This window comes from Actinophytocola sp. NPDC049390 (genome assembly GCF_044466355.1).
In the GTDB taxonomy this organism is placed as follows: domain Bacteria; phylum Actinomycetota; class Actinomycetes; order Mycobacteriales; family Pseudonocardiaceae; genus Actinophytocola.
The window spans coordinates 282,413-295,151 of sequence record NZ_JBITMQ010000004.1; the positions used below are offsets into that span (position 1 = coordinate 282,413).

The 12,739-nt window shown below is 69.3% G+C and carries 13 protein-coding genes and 2 tRNA genes; 6 read left to right on the forward strand and 9 right to left on the reverse strand.

Features of this window, described 5'->3' with window-relative positions; translation table 11 throughout:
• The first annotated feature begins 455 nt into the window (after window positions 1–455).
• A complete protein-coding gene (locus tag ACIBVP_RS15190) occupies window positions 456–2,123 on the forward strand; it encodes an SIR2 family protein (RefSeq protein ID WP_396106713.1) in 1,668 nt (555 codons plus the stop codon).
• Window positions 2,124–2,442: 319 nt separating this feature from the next.
• Here the strand turns inward: ACIBVP_RS15190 and ACIBVP_RS15195 are convergent, their stop codons facing one another.
• Both ACIBVP_RS15195 and ACIBVP_RS15200 read right to left on the reverse strand, forming a co-directional pair.
• On the reverse strand, window positions 2,443–3,393 hold the full coding sequence (locus ACIBVP_RS15195; protein WP_396106714.1) for a prephenate dehydrogenase: 951 nt from the start codon (window positions 3,391–3,393) through the stop codon (window positions 2,443–2,445).
• A gap of 11 nt (window positions 3,394–3,404) precedes the next feature.
• Entirely contained in the window at window positions 3,405–4,625 is a 1,221-nt protein-coding gene (locus ACIBVP_RS15200; RefSeq protein WP_396106715.1) for a M20 family metallopeptidase, read from the reverse strand.
• Between the two features lie 71 nt (window positions 4,626–4,696).
• Here ACIBVP_RS15200 and ACIBVP_RS15205 point away from each other — a divergent pair, with 71 nt between their 5' ends.
• Window positions 4,697–5,197, forward strand: coding sequence for a tRNA adenosine deaminase-associated protein (locus ACIBVP_RS15205; RefSeq protein WP_396106716.1), 501 nt, complete (start codon window positions 4,697–4,699; stop codon window positions 5,195–5,197).
• Window positions 5,194–5,664 carry a nucleoside deaminase gene (locus ACIBVP_RS15210; RefSeq protein ID WP_396106717.1) on the forward strand — a complete coding sequence of 157 codons (471 nt, stop codon included), beginning with the start codon at window positions 5,194–5,196 and terminating at the stop codon, window positions 5,662–5,664. Before ACIBVP_RS15205 ends, ACIBVP_RS15210 begins: the two co-directional genes overlap by 4 nt.
• Here the strand turns inward: ACIBVP_RS15210 and ACIBVP_RS15215 are convergent.
• Window positions 5,661–6,167 (reverse strand): GNAT family N-acetyltransferase, encoded by a 507-nt coding sequence (locus ACIBVP_RS15215; protein WP_396106718.1) that lies wholly within the window; start codon window positions 6,165–6,167, stop codon window positions 5,661–5,663. The genes ACIBVP_RS15210 and ACIBVP_RS15215 overlap by 4 nt on opposite strands.
• Window positions 6,168–6,251: 84 nt before the next feature.
• Entirely contained in the window at window positions 6,252–7,184 is a 933-nt protein-coding gene (locus tag ACIBVP_RS15220; protein ID WP_396106719.1) for a hypothetical protein, read from the reverse strand.
• Between the two features lie 214 nt (window positions 7,185–7,398).
• Between ACIBVP_RS15220 and ACIBVP_RS15225 the strand changes: the two genes are divergently transcribed.
• The gene (locus ACIBVP_RS15225) at window positions 7,399–7,611 is read left to right on the forward strand and encodes a hypothetical protein (RefSeq protein WP_396106720.1); all 213 of its coding nucleotides are present in this window, start codon (window positions 7,399–7,401) and stop codon (window positions 7,609–7,611) included.
• Window positions 7,608–8,471 carry an RNA polymerase sigma factor gene (locus ACIBVP_RS15230; protein ID WP_396106721.1) on the forward strand — a complete coding sequence of 288 codons (864 nt, stop codon included), beginning with the start codon at window positions 7,608–7,610 and terminating at the stop codon, window positions 8,469–8,471. The genes ACIBVP_RS15225 and ACIBVP_RS15230 overlap by 4 nt, the downstream gene beginning before the upstream one ends.
• Window positions 8,472–8,541: 70 nt before the next feature.
• Here the strand turns inward: ACIBVP_RS15230 and ACIBVP_RS15235 are convergent.
• Window positions 8,542–8,628, reverse strand: a tRNA-Ser gene (locus ACIBVP_RS15235).
• 228 nt (window positions 8,629–8,856) lie between these two features.
• Between ACIBVP_RS15235 and ACIBVP_RS15240 the strand changes: the two genes are divergently transcribed.
• Window positions 8,857–8,994: a hypothetical protein gene (locus ACIBVP_RS15240; RefSeq protein WP_396106722.1), complete on the forward strand. Its 138-nt coding sequence runs from the start codon at window positions 8,857–8,859 to the stop codon at window positions 8,992–8,994.
• Between the two features lie 89 nt (window positions 8,995–9,083).
• Here ACIBVP_RS15240 and ACIBVP_RS15245 read toward each other — a convergent pair.
• From ACIBVP_RS15245 to ACIBVP_RS15260, 4 genes are all read right to left on the reverse strand, one after another.
• Window positions 9,084–9,170: transfer RNA gene (locus ACIBVP_RS15245), tRNA-Ser, on the reverse strand.
• A 53-nt stretch (window positions 9,171–9,223) separates the two neighbouring features.
• Window positions 9,224–10,957: an arginine--tRNA ligase gene (gene argS / locus ACIBVP_RS15250; RefSeq protein ID WP_396106931.1), complete on the reverse strand. Its 1,734-nt coding sequence runs from the start codon at window positions 10,955–10,957 to the stop codon at window positions 9,224–9,226.
• Between the two features lie 18 nt (window positions 10,958–10,975).
• On the reverse strand, window positions 10,976–12,124 hold the full coding sequence (locus tag ACIBVP_RS15255) for an RNA polymerase sigma factor (protein ID WP_396106932.1): 1,149 nt from the start codon (window positions 12,122–12,124) through the stop codon (window positions 10,976–10,978).
• A 53-nt stretch (window positions 12,125–12,177) separates the two neighbouring features.
• Window positions 12,178–12,567 carry a YciI family protein gene (locus ACIBVP_RS15260; RefSeq protein ID WP_396106933.1) on the reverse strand — a complete coding sequence of 130 codons (390 nt, stop codon included), beginning with the start codon at window positions 12,565–12,567 and terminating at the stop codon, window positions 12,178–12,180.
• Between the last annotated feature and the right edge of the window lie 172 nt (window positions 12,568–12,739).

The following is a 12,739-nucleotide window of genomic DNA, read 5'->3' on the forward strand; positions in this document are numbered from 1 at the left end:
GGTGGCCCCCGGGATCGGGTGGGGGTTGAGGTTACGTACTGGGGGCCTTGTTTTCGCTGGTCAGCGGGGATTTGGGTGGCCGCTGCGTGGGGTGGTGTTCTCGCCGGACGGGCTGATCTCGGGGAGGATGCAGGCCGTCTTTGTGGGCTTTCGCCCGGCTGGTGCACGGGGTGGGGGCCCGCTTCGCGGGCGGTTCAATGTCCTGAAAGGCGCTTTCGGGACGTTGAGTGTCCCGAAAGGCGCTTTCGGGACATCGGTGGACGTTCGAGCTGCGTCGCTAAGGGGCGTGACGGTTTGATCGGGCGTTTTCGCAGGTCACGGGGTCCGTTGCCTGAGGCCGGGGCAAATGTGTGACAAATTGGTCGAACGCTGGGGGAGGGGTCGTCTCCGGTGTTATTCTGTGTTGCTCGGTCTGCTTTCGGGGTGGCTTTTCCACGGGTGGCGATAGGACATGGATGACGAGGCCTGAGTCGAGCATTGTCGATCCCAGTACGTTCGTGGACGGGCACACCTTCTCCTTTCGTTCCCAGCCCTACCTGCGCGATCTCTTCGAGGCCGTCGCCAGGGGTTCGCTTCCGTTGGTTCTCGTGCTGGGGGCCGGGGTGTCGATGAACGCCAGCCTGCCGTCGTGGCGGGCGTTGATCGATAAGATGACGTCCGCGATCGACGAGGTCGCGTTGCGGAAAATGGCGGTCCGGGACAGTTCCGATCCCATGCGGAAAGCCGAGATAATTCTCAACCTCGTCAAGCAGGGCAATCTCAACGTGCAGGACCACGAGGTCATTCGCGATGCCCTGTACCAGAAGAACTCGCCGGTTGTGCCCGGTCAGTTGGCGAACTCGATCGCGCGGCTCATCTACACGCACCGTGCGCACGTCAAGGTGCTGACCACCAATTTCGACGACATTGTCGAGAAAGCGCTTTACCGGTACTTCGACGAATCGCGGGTCGGTGCCTTCTCCATCGCCCAGGTGGACGACTGGCGTGAATGGGGCCACACCGCCGGGAACATCGGGGTCATGCACCTCCACGGCCTCGTTCGGCAGGGGCGGGACCCGAAGGCGCCGATAATCCTGACCGAATCGCAGTTCCTCAAGTACGGCTCGCGCGTGCGGGCGGCGATATCCGACGTGATCGACGGTGCCTGCACGATCTTCGTCGGGCTGAGCATGTCCGACCCGAACCTGGTCGGTCCGCTCTACCAGAGCGCCGGGACCACGTCACCGCGGTTCGCGCTCGTCGTGCCCACCCAGGAGGTCGACGCCTCGCTCGAGGAGTCCGCCCGGTACGCGATCTCCTCGGCCCGCTACCTCGAGGAGAAGCTCGGCCTGTCGCCGATCTTCCTGAAGTCGTACTCGCAGCTCAACCAGGTCATCTCCGACCTCGCGCTCGCCTCCGTGGAACCCGAGCGCTACCTCGGCGTCGACGACCCCGCCGAGTCGCTCGTGTACGGTCACCGGCTCGACCGCGCGCTGCGGATGTGTTACGCGGCGATCGGCTGCACCACCCACGACTGGGCGCCCGTCGGGCAGGCCGCCGTCGAGTTCAACGAACGCCTCTACCAGGCCCTGAGCATTCCGGGCGGGCCGCTCGACGTCCTCCAGCGGATGAGCGGGCTCTACCGCACCACCAGGCTCGGCGGGCTCGACGGGGAGAACTTCGGGCTGTCGCTGTGGCTGCGGACCCGCGACCAGGTGGCCGCCAAGGAGACCTACTCGCTGTGCATGGTCGGGACCTCGGCCTACACGCACCGCGAGGAGTGGTCCATGCGGCGCGAGATCCCCGTCTCCGCCGGCACCGAGTTCACCGCCGCCCAAGCCGTGTTCCAGGGCAGCGGGCAGGCCGCGAACGTCACGCCGTCACCCAACTCCCGGATGTGGCGCGGGGTCGTGGCGGCGCCGGTGGTGCTGGTGGCGAGCGGCAGCGACAAGAACATCCACGGCGAGCCCGCCGACAGCCTCACCATCGGGGCGATCACGCTGAACTCGACCCACCTGGTGACCGACGACGATGAGGCCGAGGCGGACGACTTCTCCATCATCAAACGGCTCAAGGCGGCGCACTACGACGAAATGACCGCCAGCCTGCAAAAAGCCGCTGAGTTCGTGTTGAACTTAGGCTGACTTCCTCGGCTTCGCCCGTTTGACCCGCACCATCGGCACCGGCCCCGGCACCGAGACGTAAACGCGGCCGCCGACGACTCTCCTCGGTGACTGATCGATTACCGACTCGGTCTGATCGTCGTCGTTCATGGTGGCCAACGTCGCCTCGGAACTCGTCTGCACTGCTCTCATCCCTTCACCAAGCGTCAGGGTTCGAACACACTCGCCGATGTTCCCCATGGCGAATTCCCAATGCTACGGGGTGGTGCTGAACGGTAGCAATCGTCGTTGCCCGCGGGGTCGATTTCTCCACTGATCTTGTTACCACCCTGTAGCGCGATTATGCAGGGAGAGCGCCTATTGCGGTGTCTCCTTCCAGACGTAACAGCCGGCCGCCCGCCGTGCCCAGGTCACGCAGCGTTTCGAACGCTTCCGGATCCGTCAGGTCGATCGGGAATTCCTCCCGGTCCGCGCCCCGCAGATCCTCGAGCTGCTGCCTGCCATCGTGGCCCGCGCGGACCGTCGCCGCCAGGCCGCCCGTCGACGCCAGCGCGCCACGGGCCGCGCCGAGGCGGCCCAGCGCCTCGTCCACCGCCGCCAGCAGCGGGCCCCGGTTGCCCTCACACATGGCGAGCACCAGTTCGGGCCTCGTGGTCATCACGCGGGTGCCGTCGCGGAACGAGCCCGCGGCCAGCGACAGCGCGAGCGAGCCGCCGTCCGCGCCCGTCGACGCCAGCACCGCGGCCAGGATGTGCGGCAGGTGCGAGATCCGCGCGACCGCCGCGTCGTGCTCCCTGGTCGTCGTCGGGACCACCTCCGCACCGCACGCCAGCGCCAGCTCGGCCGCCGCCCGCCACGCGTCACGTGGGACGTCCTCGTCGGTCGTCACCACCCACGCCGCGCCGTCGAACAGCGACTCCTCCGCCGCGTCCCAGCCCGACGCCGACTTGCCCGCCATGGGGTGGCCGCCCGCGTAACGCGCGTTCGGCAGCCGCTTCGCGACCGCGTCCGCCACCGGCTGCTTCACGCTCACCACGTCCGTGAGCAGGCAGTCGGGGGCGTGCGCGGCGACCTCCCGGAGCACGTCGTCCACGGCGGGCAGCGGCACCGCGACCACCACCAGCGCGTCGGAGCGGGCGGCACGGGCCAGCGCCGCGGTCACCGTCGGCTCCACCCTCGGGTCCGTCACCGGTTCGTGGGACGCGCCGAACGCCTCCCACCCCGCTCTCGTCGCCGCCTTCAGGACGGAGCCGCCGATCAGGCCGAGGCCCAGCACACACACAGGTCGCACAGGTCCATCCTTCACCGCAGGGCGTCCAGTGCGAACGCCGCGTACAGCGCCACCCCGTGCGCGAACGCCGACTCGTCGAAGTGGACGCGGTTCGAGTGGTTGGGCGCCGCCTCGTCCGGCGTCACACCGGGCGGGCACGCACCGAGGAACGCCAGCGCACCCGGCACCTGCTGCAGCACGTACGAGAAGTCCTCCGCGGCCATCAGCGGTTCCGGCATCAGCGCGCTGTTCTTCTGGCCGAGAACGGCCCCCGCCAGCTCGAGGACCCGGTTCGCCACCGCGCCGTCGTTGTTCGTGGGCGGGTAGCCGGTGTTGATCTTGAAAGTGGACGTGCAGCCGTGCGCGGCCGCGATGTGCTCGCACACCTTCGGGATCTCCGCCTGCACCATCGCGCGGGTGCGGTCGGAGAGGGTGCGCATCGTGCCCTCCAGCTCCGCGGTCTCCGGGATGATGTTCGACGTCGTGCCCGCCGTGATCCGGCCGACGGTCAGCACCGCCGGGTCGAACACGCTGAACCGGCGCGTCACCATCGTCTGCAGCGCGCCGACCATCGCCGCCGCGGCGGGCACCGGGTCGACGGCGCGGTCGGGCATCGCACCGTGCCCGCCCTTGCCGGTGACCGTGACCGTGTACGCGTCGGCGCTCGCCATCATCGGCCCTGGCCTGCACATCACCACCCCGGACGGCGCCGTGGACGTGATGTGCAGGGCGAACGCCTGCTCCACCGGTCGTCCCGCCGCCTCCAGCACGCCTTCCTCCAGCATGAACCGCGCGCCGTGCTGCCCCTCCTCGCCGGGCTGGAACATGAACACGACCTTGCCCGTCAGCGCGTCCCGCCTGCTGTTCAGCAGCCGGGCGGCGGACACGAGCATCGCCGTGTGCGTGTCGTGACCGCAGGCGTGCATCGTCCCCTCGGTCTCCGAGGCGAACGCGAGCCCGGAGTCCTCCCGCAGCGGCAGCGCGTCCATGTCCCCGCGCAGCAGCACCGTCGGACCCGGCCGGTCGCCGTTCAGCACCGCGATGACCGAGCTGCACGTCGTGCCCGTGCTGACGTGCAGCCCGAGCCCGTCGAGCGCGTGCAGCACCGCGGCCTGCGTCAGCGGCAGGTCGAGACCCACTTCCGGGTGTTTGTGCAGCTGCCTGCGCAGCGCCACCGTCCTCGGCTGGAGTGCGCGGGCGGCCTCGAGCAGGCCGGTGAACCTCGGATCGTCGGTGAGCGTCGCGGGAGTCATCCCATGATGATCGCGCAACACTCCGGCCACTGCTTCTTCCTGCGGCCGAACTTGAGGAATACCGTGTCCCCATGTCCGAGCAGGACCCGGTGACGGGCTTCGCGATCGCCGTCGTTCGCGAAGAAGGCAAGTGGCGGTGCACGGCCATGGCGAGCTCGGCGTTGAGCGAGCTCGACACGGCGATCACCGAGCTGCGCAAGATCAGATCGACCGGGGCGGTGTTCGGCCTGCTCGACGTGGATGACCAGTTCTTCCTCGTCCTGCGGCCGGGACCCGGCGGCGTCCAGCTGCTGCTGTCCGACGCGGCCGCCGCACTCGACTACGACATCGCCGCCGACGCGCTCGACCTGCTCCGTGTCGACCCGCCGGCCGACTACGACGACGACGAGATCTGGCCGGAGGGCGCGCTCGACATCCTCGCCGACATCGGCCTGCCCGCCGCCGAGCTGCAGGTGATCGTCGGCGAGGTCGACCTCTACCCCGACGAGCAGCTGCAGATCATCGCGCAGCGGTGCGGCTTCGCCGACGAGTTCGCCAAGCTCCTCGACACCATGGACACCATCGCCCAGTGAGCAGGCAGGCCCACGAGGACCAGGTCCGCGCCGCACTCGACGTCGCGCGACGCGCGCACGCGACCGGCGACGTGCCGATCGGCGCGCTCGTGCTCGCACCGGACGGCACCGAGCTGGCCGCCGCCTGCAACGCCCGCGAGGCCCTCGGCGACCCCACCGCCCACGCCGAGATCCTCGCGCTGCGCGAGGCGGCCACCCGCCACGGCGACGGCTGGCGCCTCACCGGCTGCACGCTCGTCGTCACGGTGGAGCCGTGCACGATGTGCGCGGGCGCGCTCGTGCTCGCCCGCGTGGCCCGCGTCGTGTTCGGCGCGTGGGAGCCGCGCACGGGTGCGGTCGGGTCCTTGTGGGACGTGGTGCGTGACCGCAGGCTGACGCACCGCCCGGAGGTGGTGGGCGGAGTGCTGGCCGACGAGTGCGCTGCCCTGCTCGACGAGTTCTTCGCCACCCACCGGGCAGGCGGCTAGGCCGACCAGTCCACGGGTGTCACAGTCCCGGTTGCCCAGTCCCGGCGCAGGATCGCGTAGCCGACGGAGTCGTGTAAGTGGTCGGGCCCCGGCCAGGCGTCCCGGTAACGGGCCTCCTTGACGTAGCCGACCTTCGTGAAGACGTGTCGCATGGCGCTGTTGTCCGCCCTTGTTGTCCCTTCGATCCGGTTGGTCGCGTAGTTGGTGAAGACGTGCGAGGTCAGCCACCGCACCGCGGCGGTGCCGACCCCACGCCCGCGTGCCGACGCACGCACGCGTAAGTCGAACAGCGGAGTCCCGTCGTCGAGGTCGAGTAACCGGACGAGCCCCAGCCGCGTCCCGTCGTCGACGATCCAGAAGGCGTCGTCGTACGCCCCACTGGCGACCCGGGCGCGCACGGTTTCGCCGTCGGGCTTCGGCTCGGTGTGGAACGGCCATTCCTCGGCGGTCATGAAGGCGACGACGTCGTCGGCCTCGTGCCGCTGGACCTGGGAGAACTCCATGGCGGCGAAGCTAGCAGCGAGCACCGACAAAAGCCGGGGGGTTTCCGGCCACCCCATCGGGTGAATGTCAGCTGACGTGGGCCGTCACGTCAGTGCCAGGCGCATGCCCACGGTGTGGCGCTCGGGCATCTCCGTGGCACGGCAGATGAACACCCGCCGCCCGCCGACGTCGGTGTACCTGTTGACGGAGATCCGGTGGTCCGGCGGGGTGAAGCCGATCGGTTCGCAGCTGGCGTCGAACCCGGTCGGCAGGCTCACCTGGTACTCGAGGTGCCGGATGCGCAGCAGTTCCGTGGCGCCGAGGACGAACCGTTCGGCGGCGCCGCCGTGCATCAACGGCAGGCATTTGGCGGGCCAGAAACGCGTCATCTCCATCCGGATCACCTGACCCATGCGCACTGGTGAATGAAAGTGCACGATCGACATCAACCTGGCGTCCGAAAGCCACGAGTTCGTGATGCTCCACTGTTTTGTCGGCCGCCCGTCGATCTCGATGGCGTCGGCATTCACCAGCACATTCCTTCGGTACTTCGCGGGCTGGTTCCAATCACTGCCGAGCTGGAACCTGATGAAATACACGTGGTCGCGTTCGGCGACGGCCTCCAGCACGACGACCTCGCGCACGTCCCCGTTCGCCTGAATGTGCACTTTCTGGTGCCAGTTCTCCACCGAGGCCAGCAACCCGTCCCGCGCGGCGGACCCGTTGCCCACCACGAAGTCGCAGTATCTGGCCACGAGGTGCGCGCAGTCCTCGGTCGCCCGCCCGGCCGCCCGCCCCTCGACGAGAAAGACGCCGACCACACCGACCGCGCACACAATGGCGACGACAGTTGCCGTGACGCGAAGTCCCCCATTTCCCGACACGGCCACCAATATCGCGGCAACTGCCACCAACGCGACCCCGGCGAGCGCGAAGACACTCCGCCGCCGGAAAGAGAGGTAATTCGTGAACATGGATTTACCACTCCTCCCCGCCAGCCACCAGGAAAGCGCGACCGCCTGCCGGTGAGCCGGCACGACAGGCGGTCACGGCCAGGATAAGGTAAAAACAACCAACCCGGTTACGTCATTCAGGCGTATTTGCGAAACGATATTCAAGAAAAGGGGGCGGTCCATGGACCCGGTCCCGGGAGCGCGAACCGGCGGTAAAGATTTGGGGCCTGTCCTGCGTCTTGCTTGGTAGGACGGCCATCCACCGGTGGTGGCCGCGGTGAGCAGGAGGGTGGCGGTTGTGGCAGACCCCGTACTGATCGTCATGGTGGCCGCGTGCGCGCAAGGCGTCGTGCGAGTGACCGATGCGGTGGCACGCTGGATCGGGTTGCGGGCCAGGATCGAGCTGGCCCGGATCGCGGCGGCCGCCCCGCCCGGCACGGAGGTCGCCGAACAGGATCGGCGGGGCCGCTGGCTGTTCCGATCACAGCGGCCGTGGAAGGACCCCTCGTGAGTGAGCATGTCGACCGCGCGTCCCGCGTCCCGCCGCGATGGGCGTACATGGAGCCGTACTACCTCAAGTACGCGGATCCGCTGCGGCGATACGTGCGCTACGTGGTCGCGAGCCGGGGACTCTCGGAAGCGGTGGTCGATACGGAAGGCGTGGTACACGAAGCGTTCTTCGCGATGTCCAGGCCGGGCAAGACCATCAACGAGCCGCTTGCGTGGTTGTTCGAGGTCGCCCGCAACCTGGTCAGTGACGTCGCCAGGAGGCACCAGCACCGCCGAGGCGACGGCGATCCGAACGTCCTGCTCGACACGCGGGCGTTCCAGTGGTCGTCCCTGACGCCCCAAACGAGCGCGGAGGAAGGCTACGAGCTGCGGCAGGTGATGGCGGCTCTCCGGGAGCTGCCCGACCGCCAGAAGACGGCACTCTACCTGCACCGCGTCGAAGGGTGGTCCTATGAGGAGATCGCCGGCCTCCTCGGCATCAACCAGTCAACCGTCGGAGTGCACATCCACAAAGGAGGCAAGCGCCTCCGTGAATGGTTCCGCCGCAACGCCAAGGCGATCATCGGCATTGTGTGGACGGGCATAGCAGCGCTCGCCGCCGCCGCGCTGGGCGGAGAGCATGGCCTGGTCGCGGCGTTTGCCTCCGGCCTTCCTGGTCGTCGAGACGAGGAAGCGGAGCGGCGGCAGAAACGGAAGGGCACCGGAGGAAACCAGGTTGCCCGGGGCAAGTCCGAACCAGACTCGCCATCCCCAGCCAGCCCACCACCGGCACGGCGTCGTGGTCAGACGGCAGCATCGTCACGCCGGTCACGGAGGAAGGAAGTCCAGCGCCGCCGACGCCAACGTCCTCACCGACGGTGACCGAAACGCACGAGATGCGAAACGCCGGGTGGGTCATGATCGACTCACCCGGCGTTTCGACTGTTCAGCGCGGTAGCGGTGGGATTTGAACCCACGGAGGGCGTGAACCCTCACGCGCTTTCGAGGCGCGCTCCTTCGGCCGCTCGGACACGCTACCGACGGGAACGATACCGGACCGCTTCCGTGGGCTCGCACGGGGCGGCAGGCCGGCGCGCTGGACCACATCCTGGTCGGGCCGGATCGCGGGACTGGACCACGACGTCGTGCACACGAACGCCGAGTTCGCGAACCAGGTCAGCGACCACGTCCCGCAGGTGGTGCGTCCGACGCTCACCGGATGAGCGATACTGCCGGGGCCTGACGTGGGAGAAACGAGGAGGACGTCATGCCTGACAAGCAGGAGAACGAGGTCAGCCAGGGGAGGCACGCTGCGCCGGAGGGGGCGGAGCGGCACCCGCTGATCAACCTCGACCGAGACCCGACCCCGGGGCGCGCCGACCACGCCCGTCCCGAGGAGGACTGACCGCCGAGTGCGGTCGCGGTTCTCGGCGGCAGCTGAAACGACGAAGGCCCGGCGTCCACGGACACCGGGCCTTTCGTCTGCTCAGAGCGCGGAGGATGCGGGATTTGAACCCGCGAGGGCTTTAACACCCAACACGATTTCCAATCGTGCGCACTAGGCCACTATGCGAATCCTCCGCCGGAGAGGCTACCGGACGTGCTCAGAGGCACCCAAAACGGGTGGTCAGCGGTCACATCCTGGCCGGCGCGACGATTCCCAGCAGGTCGAGGCCGTGGGCGAGAGTGCGGGCCGTGAGCCCGCACAGCGCGAGCCGGTTGCCGCGGACCGGCTCGTCGGCGGACAGCACGGGACACGTGTCGTAGAACGTGGTGAAGGCGCGCGCCACGTCGTACAGGTACCCGCACAGGCGGTGCGGTTCGAGCGTCTCGTTGACCTCGCCGAGCGTGGTGCCGTACCCGTCCAGTGCGAGCACCAGAGCGCGTTCCGCGGGCTGCGGTGGGACGCTCGGGTCGACCGTGGTTTCCAGGTCGCCTGACTTGCGCAGGATGGACCGGACCCGTGCGTGTGCGTACTGCAGGTAGACGCCGGTGTTGCCGCTCAGGGACACCATGCGGTCGGTGTCGAACGTGTAGTCCCTGGTCCGGGACGTCGACAGGTCCGCGTACTTCACCGCGCCGATTCCCGCCAGTTCGGCGATCCGGTCGAGTTCGGCGGGCGGCAGGTCGGGGTTCTTCTCCTCGACGACCACCCGCGCGTGGGCGACCGCGTCGTCCAGCAGGTCCATGAGCCGCACGGTGCCGCCCTCGCGGGTCTTGAACGGCCGTCCGTCCGGGCCGAGGACGGTGCCGAACGGGACGTGCCGGGCCTCGACGTCGTCGGTGAGCCAGCCCGCGCGGCGTGCGGCTTCGAAGATCAGCCGGAAGTGTTGTGCCTGCCGGGAGTCGGTGACGTAGAGCAGGCGGACGGCCGTCAGGTCGCGGATGCGGTACCGGATCGTGGCGAGGTCGGTGGTGTCGTAGCCGTATCCGCCGTCCCGTTTGCGGACCATGAGCGGGACCGGTTTGCCTTCCGGGCCGGTGACCTCCTCGGAGAAGATCACCACCGCGCCTTCGCTCTCCACCGCGAGCCCGCCGGCCTCGAGTTCGGCGATCGTGCCCGCGAGCATGGGGTTGTACTTGGACTCGCCCGCCGAGTCCGCCGGGGTGAGCAGGACGTCGAGCCGGTCGTAGATGTCGCGGAACGCCTTCTCCGACTCGGCGACGATCTCCTGCCAGCGGGCGATCGTGTCCGGGTCGCCCGCCTGCAACCGGACCACGCGGGCACGTGCGCGGTCGGCGAAGTCCTGGTCGGCGTCGAAGGCCTTGCGCGCGGCCTTGTACAGCTCGTCCAGCGCCGACACCGCGGACTGGCCCTCGTCGTGGTGCCACGTGGCGTCCGGGTGCTCGTCCAGGTACTGGATCAGCATGCCGAACTGGGTGCCCCAGTCGCCGAGGTGGTTCTGGCGGACGACCTCCGCGCCCAGGAAGCCCAGCACGCGGGCGAGGCTGTCGCCGATGATCGTGGTGCGGAGGTGCCCGACGTGCATCTCCTTGGCGAAGTTGGGGGCGGAGTAGTCGATGACCGTCCGGCGTCCCCGCTCTGGCTCGCCGACGCCGAGCCGGTCGTCGGCGAGACGTGCGGTGACCTGCTGCCACACGGCACGGTCGGCCACGGTGATGTTCAGGAAACCCGGGCCCGACCGCTCGACCGTGCCGATCACGTCGCCGTCCAGCGCGGTGGTCAGCTCGGCGGCGAGGTCGGCGGGCCTGGCCTTGGCCGTCTTGGCCAGGGCGAGCGCGGCGTTGGACTGGAAGTCCGCATGTTCCGATCGGCGCACAACGGGGTCGGCTCCCGCCAGCTCAGGACGTGCGATCGCGATCGCGTCCGACACGGCACCGGCAATCTGGTCGAGAAGTGATGACACCGTCATGGCGTCACTCTGTCAGGTCCCGTCAACTCGTTTGGCCTGGGCGGCGCGCAAGGTCAGGTAGTGCTGCTCGGGCGTGCTCGTGGTGCGGCTCGCGGCGATGCGGTACTCCTCGGCGGCCGCGCCGTGGTCGCCCGCCATGTCCAGCAGGTGCGCGCGGACGGCGTGCAGGCGGTGGTGGTTCGCTATCCGCTTGTCGGTGGCGACGGCGGTGAGCAGGTCCAGCGCGGCGGCCGGGCCGTGGACCATCGCGAACGCGACCGCGTGGTTGAGCGCGACCATCGGGTTGTCGGACATGCCGCGCAGCACTCCGTAGAGGGCGAGCAGTTGCGGCCAGTCGGTGTCGTCGGCGCTCTCGGCCTCGTCGTGGACGGCGTTGATCGCGGCCTGCACCTGGTACGGGCCGACCGGACCGCGGGGCAGCGCGGCGGAGATCAGCGCGACGCCCTCGGCGATCGCGGTCCGGTCCCAGCGGGTGCGGTCCTGGTCGGTCAGCGGGATCAGCTCGCCGGTCGGACCGGTGCGGGCGTCTCGGCGGGCGTCGGTGAGCAGCATCAACGCCAGGAGACCGGTGACCTCGCTGTCGTCGGGTAGCAGTGCGTGCAGGGCGCGGGTGAGCCGGACCGCCTCGGCGGACAGGTCACCTCGTTGCAGGTCAGGGCCGCTGCTGGCGTAGCCCTCGTTGAAGATCAGGTACAGGACGTGCAGCACGGCCGCGAGCCGGGCGCCGCGGTCGGCGGGGAGCCGGAACGGGATGCCCGACTCCTTGATCCGCAGCTTGGCGCGGCTGATGCGCTGCCCCATCGTCTTCTCGGGGATGAGGAACGCGTGCGCGATCTCCGTGGTGGTGAGGCCACCGACCGCACGCAGGGTGAGCGCGATCGCGTCCGGCGGTTTCAGCGCGGGATGGCAGCACATGAACAGCAGGACGAGCGTGTCGTCCTGGTCGGGCACGTCCGGCGGCGGCTCGGGCGGGTGCTCCTCCTCGCGGCGGCGCCGGGCCTGCTCGCTGCGGAGGTGGTCGAGCACGCGGCGGTGCGCGACCTGGATGAGCCAGCCGCGGGGGTAGTCGGGCAGGCCGTCGCGCGGCCACTGCTCGGCGGCCGCGAGCAGCGCGTCCTGGACGGCGTCCTCCGCGGCGGCGAAGTCGTCGTGCCGGCGCATGAGCGCGCCGAGGACCTGCGGCGCGAGGTCGCGCAGCAGGTCCTCGGTGGTGCTCACGCGTCCTGGGCGGGCGCGGACATGATCTGCCGCACCTCGATCGGGAGGTTGAGCGAGACGCCGCCGGGGCCCGGCGCGGCCGACGCAGCGGCGGCGAGCTCGATCGCGCGGTCGAGGCTCTCGACGTCGACCACCCAGAAACCGGCCAGGAACTCCTTGGACTCGGGGAACGGGCCGTCGGTCACCGCGGGCACGCCGGTCGCCGACGAGCGGACGATCCTGGCCTCCCCGGGATCCGCGAGGCCCTGCGCGTCGACGAACTCACCGTCGGCGACGATCTTCTTGTTGAGGTCGTGCATGAAGTCGATGTGGGCCTTGATGTCGGCCGGGTCCCACGTGTGGATCGGCGGGTGCCCGAGGCCTTCGCTCACCTGCATGAGGAGCATGTACTTCACGGGGTTCTCCTTACGTCTGCGCGCCCGGCTGGCTGCGGTCGCGGGTACGTCGGAGCGCCGACGAGGATTTCTACAGGGCTTGGCCTCCGGCCCCCGGTTTCCACGCTACGGCATGGGACCGACGGTTTCGGCGTGGTCGGGCGGGTTGTGGATGAACCTGTGG

Bases quoted from the DNA above. Each gene is read 5' to 3' on its own strand.
- ACIBVP_RS15200 (WP_396106715.1), bottom strand. From the start codon at position 4,625: ATGACTCCCGCGACGCTCACCGACGATCCGAGGTTCACCGGCCTGCTC.
- ACIBVP_RS15240 (WP_396106722.1), top strand. From the start codon at position 8,857: ATGCCTGACAAGCAGGAGAACGAGGTCAGCCAGGGGAGGCACGCTGCG.
- ACIBVP_RS15215 (WP_396106718.1), bottom strand. From the start codon at position 6,167: ATGGAGTTCTCCCAGGTCCAGCGGCACGAGGCCGACGACGTCGTCGCC.
- ACIBVP_RS15190 (WP_396106713.1), top strand. From the start codon at position 456: ATGACGAGGCCTGAGTCGAGCATTGTCGATCCCAGTACGTTCGTGGAC.
- ACIBVP_RS15255 (WP_396106932.1), bottom strand. From the start codon at position 12,124: ATGCGCCGGCACGACGACTTCGCCGCCGCGGAGGACGCCGTCCAGGAC.
- ACIBVP_RS15260 (WP_396106933.1), bottom strand. From the start codon at position 12,567: ATGCTCCTCATGCAGGTGAGCGAAGGCCTCGGGCACCCGCCGATCCAC.
- ACIBVP_RS15205 (WP_396106716.1), top strand. From the start codon at position 4,697: ATGTCCGAGCAGGACCCGGTGACGGGCTTCGCGATCGCCGTCGTTCGC.